Genomic DNA, 2,440 nt, shown 5'->3' with positions numbered 1-2,440 from the left:
GCCACAGCCTTGCTGTGGTTGAAGGAATTGGAGAATGAGGAAGTGGCGGTGCTGCCGTTGTTGGCCGCGGTGGAACCGTAGCCCTCCGCACTGGCGCGGCCGCGATTGTTGCGGTTGTCGCCGTCATGCGTGCTGTTGTCGCTGTGGTCCGAATTGTCGGAGTTGTCGGAATTGTCGGAGTTGTCGCTGTTGTCCGTGTTGGTGCTGTTGTTGCTCATGTCCACCGCGAGGTTGACCAGGATGTCGTCTCCCCGGCCGTTCTCGGTGTTGGTCTGTTGCGCGAATGCCTGTCCCGTCGTGCCGAGCGCCAGCAATACCGCCGATGCGATCAGTGTCTTGCGAATGCACATGTCCAGTCTCCTTGTGGCCGCTCCGGGACCCAGGGGAAGCCCCTAAAAAGCGACGCGGGTCACGGTTGCACGGCAATCGTTATCCGCAACCCGGCACAAGGTTAAAAATATGTTCGAGCAGGGACCGTTCGTCCGCTCAGTCGCGGCGCTGTGACAGGTCGAACATGGATGTCCGGCAAGAGATCCGGACGACGTTGTGCGCCTTACCAGGCCGGCGCGCGAACCGCGCCCGCGACGCGTGCACCCAGCCATACCAGCAGCAGGCCGGCGACCAGCGTGAGGGCGAGATACCCGAGCGCACTGCCCTGCCGGTCCGAACGCGCGAACAGCAGGCATTCGACCATCAGCGCCGAGTACGTGGTCAACGCGCCCAGCACGCCGACCATCAGGAATGCGCGCCAGTAGATCGCCGAAGGACCACGCGCTTCCAGCCACATGGCCAGGAAACCGGCGGCGAACGAGCCGATCATGTTCACCGCGAACGTGCCCCACGGGAATCCGGTCCCCAGCTGGCGCAGCAGGACGCCGCCGAGCCAGAAGCGCGCCGCCGCGCCAAGGGCTCCACCCGCCATCACCAGCGCGAGCTGTTGCCACCAGATCCAGGCGTGTACCGGCATGCGTCGTGTCCTGTCTTGGAATTCAGTCGTCGCGACCGGCCCGCGTCCGGGCCTGTCGGCGGGCCTCGCGCAAGCGATCGAGTTTCTCCTTCAACTTGATCTCGAGCCCGCGCTCGACCGGCGCATAGTACGTCCGCTCGCCCATGGCGTCGGGGAAGGCGGTCTGGTCCAACGCGATGCCGCCTTCGGCATCGTGGTCGTACTGGTACCCGGTACCGTAACCGAGCGACTTCATCAGCTTGGTCGGCGCGTTGCGCAGGTGCATCGGTACCTCCTGCGTGCCGTACTCGCGCACATCGGCTTTCGCCGCGTTGAATGCCATGTAGCCCGCATTCGATTTCGCGGTGCTGGCGAGGTAGATAACCAATTGCGCCAGGGCGAGGTCCCCCTCGGGGCTTCCGAGACGCTCATACGTGTCCCACGCATCGATCGCCATCTGCAGCGCGCGGGGATCCGCCAGTCCGATGTCTTCCACGGCCATCCGCGTCATGCGGCGCGCGAGATAGGCGGGATCGCAGCCTCCATCCAGCATGCGCGCGAGCCAGTACACCGCTCCGTCGGGATTGGAACTGCGCACCGACTTGTGCAAGGCGGAGATCTGGTCGTAGAACTGCTCCCCACCCTTGTCGAAGCGGCGCGTGCGGTCCGCCAGTACCTGCACCAGCGTCTGCGGTGTGATGAGCCCGCCTTCGTCGGCCGCCAGTTCCGCGRCGATCTCCAGCAGCGTGAGTCCTCGCCGGACGTCGCCGTCCGCGGCCGTCGCGATCTCGAGCAGCGCTTCAGCGTCGACATGAAGCCCCAGATCGCCAAGCCCGCGCTCGCCATCCGCCAGGGCCAGTTGCAGTGCCTGCCGGATGTCCTCCGGCGACACCGCTTCCATCACGTGCACGCGACACCGCGACAGCAGGGCCGAGTTGAGTTCGAACGACGGATTTTCCGTGGTCGCCCCGACGAAGATGATCGTGCCGCGCTCGATGTGCGGCAGAAACGCATCCTGCTGCGCCTTGTTGAAGCGATGCACCTCGTCCACGAACAACACGGTGCGACGCCCGCCGGCGAATCGCTGGGCCGCTTCGGCCAGCACCTGCCGAACCTCGGGAAGACCCGACAGCACGGCCGAGATCGCCTTGAATTCCGCGTCGGCATAGCGTGCCAGCAGCAACGACAGCGTGGTCTTGCCGCAACCGGGCGGCCCCCACAGGATCATCGAATGCACATGGCCGGATTCCACCGCGCGACGGAGGGCGCTGCCCGGCGCCAGCAGACGGCGCTGCCCGACCATTTCGTCCAGCGTACGCGGACGCATCCGCTCGGCCAGCGGACGCAGCGCGTCAGTGTCTGCGCTCAGCAGGTCGACCTGGGGTTCGAGAGGGGTGCGTGTCCTGGCCACGCGTCATTGTAACGTCGTGGCCCGTCAGGCTCGTTGACGCGTGCGTGTCAGGGTCCACCGACCACGTCGACACCCTTGGCTGG

3 protein-coding genes are annotated in these 2,440 nt (G+C 65.8%); all 3 read right to left on the bottom strand.

The window, feature by feature from the left end; genetic code table 11:
• Positions 1 to 350 (bottom strand): hypothetical protein (locus AC04L7_RS16655; RefSeq protein ID WP_475513453.1); only part of this gene is annotated, 350 nt, incomplete at its 3' end.
• 203 nt (positions 351 to 553) lie between these two features.
• The gene (crcB, locus tag AC04L7_RS16650) at positions 554 to 967 is read right to left on the bottom strand and encodes a fluoride efflux transporter CrcB (protein ID WP_435998438.1); all 414 of its coding nucleotides are present in this window, start codon (positions 965 to 967) and stop codon (positions 554 to 556) included.
• 22 nt (positions 968 to 989) lie between these two features.
• A complete protein-coding gene (locus AC04L7_RS16645; protein ID WP_475513452.1) occupies positions 990 to 2,357 on the bottom strand; it encodes a replication-associated recombination protein A in 1,368 nt (455 codons plus the stop codon).
• Between the last annotated feature and the right edge of the window lie 83 nt (positions 2,358 to 2,440).

Source organism: Pseudoxanthomonas sp. LjRoot204_2 (genome assembly GCF_056175765.1).
This window is presented reverse-complemented; position numbering and strand designations above follow the sequence as displayed.

Excerpts from the sequence above, each read along its gene's own strand:
- crcB (WP_435998438.1), bottom strand. The coding sequence starts at position 967 with ATGCCGGTACACGCCTGGATCTGGTGGCAACAGCTCGCGCTGGTGATG.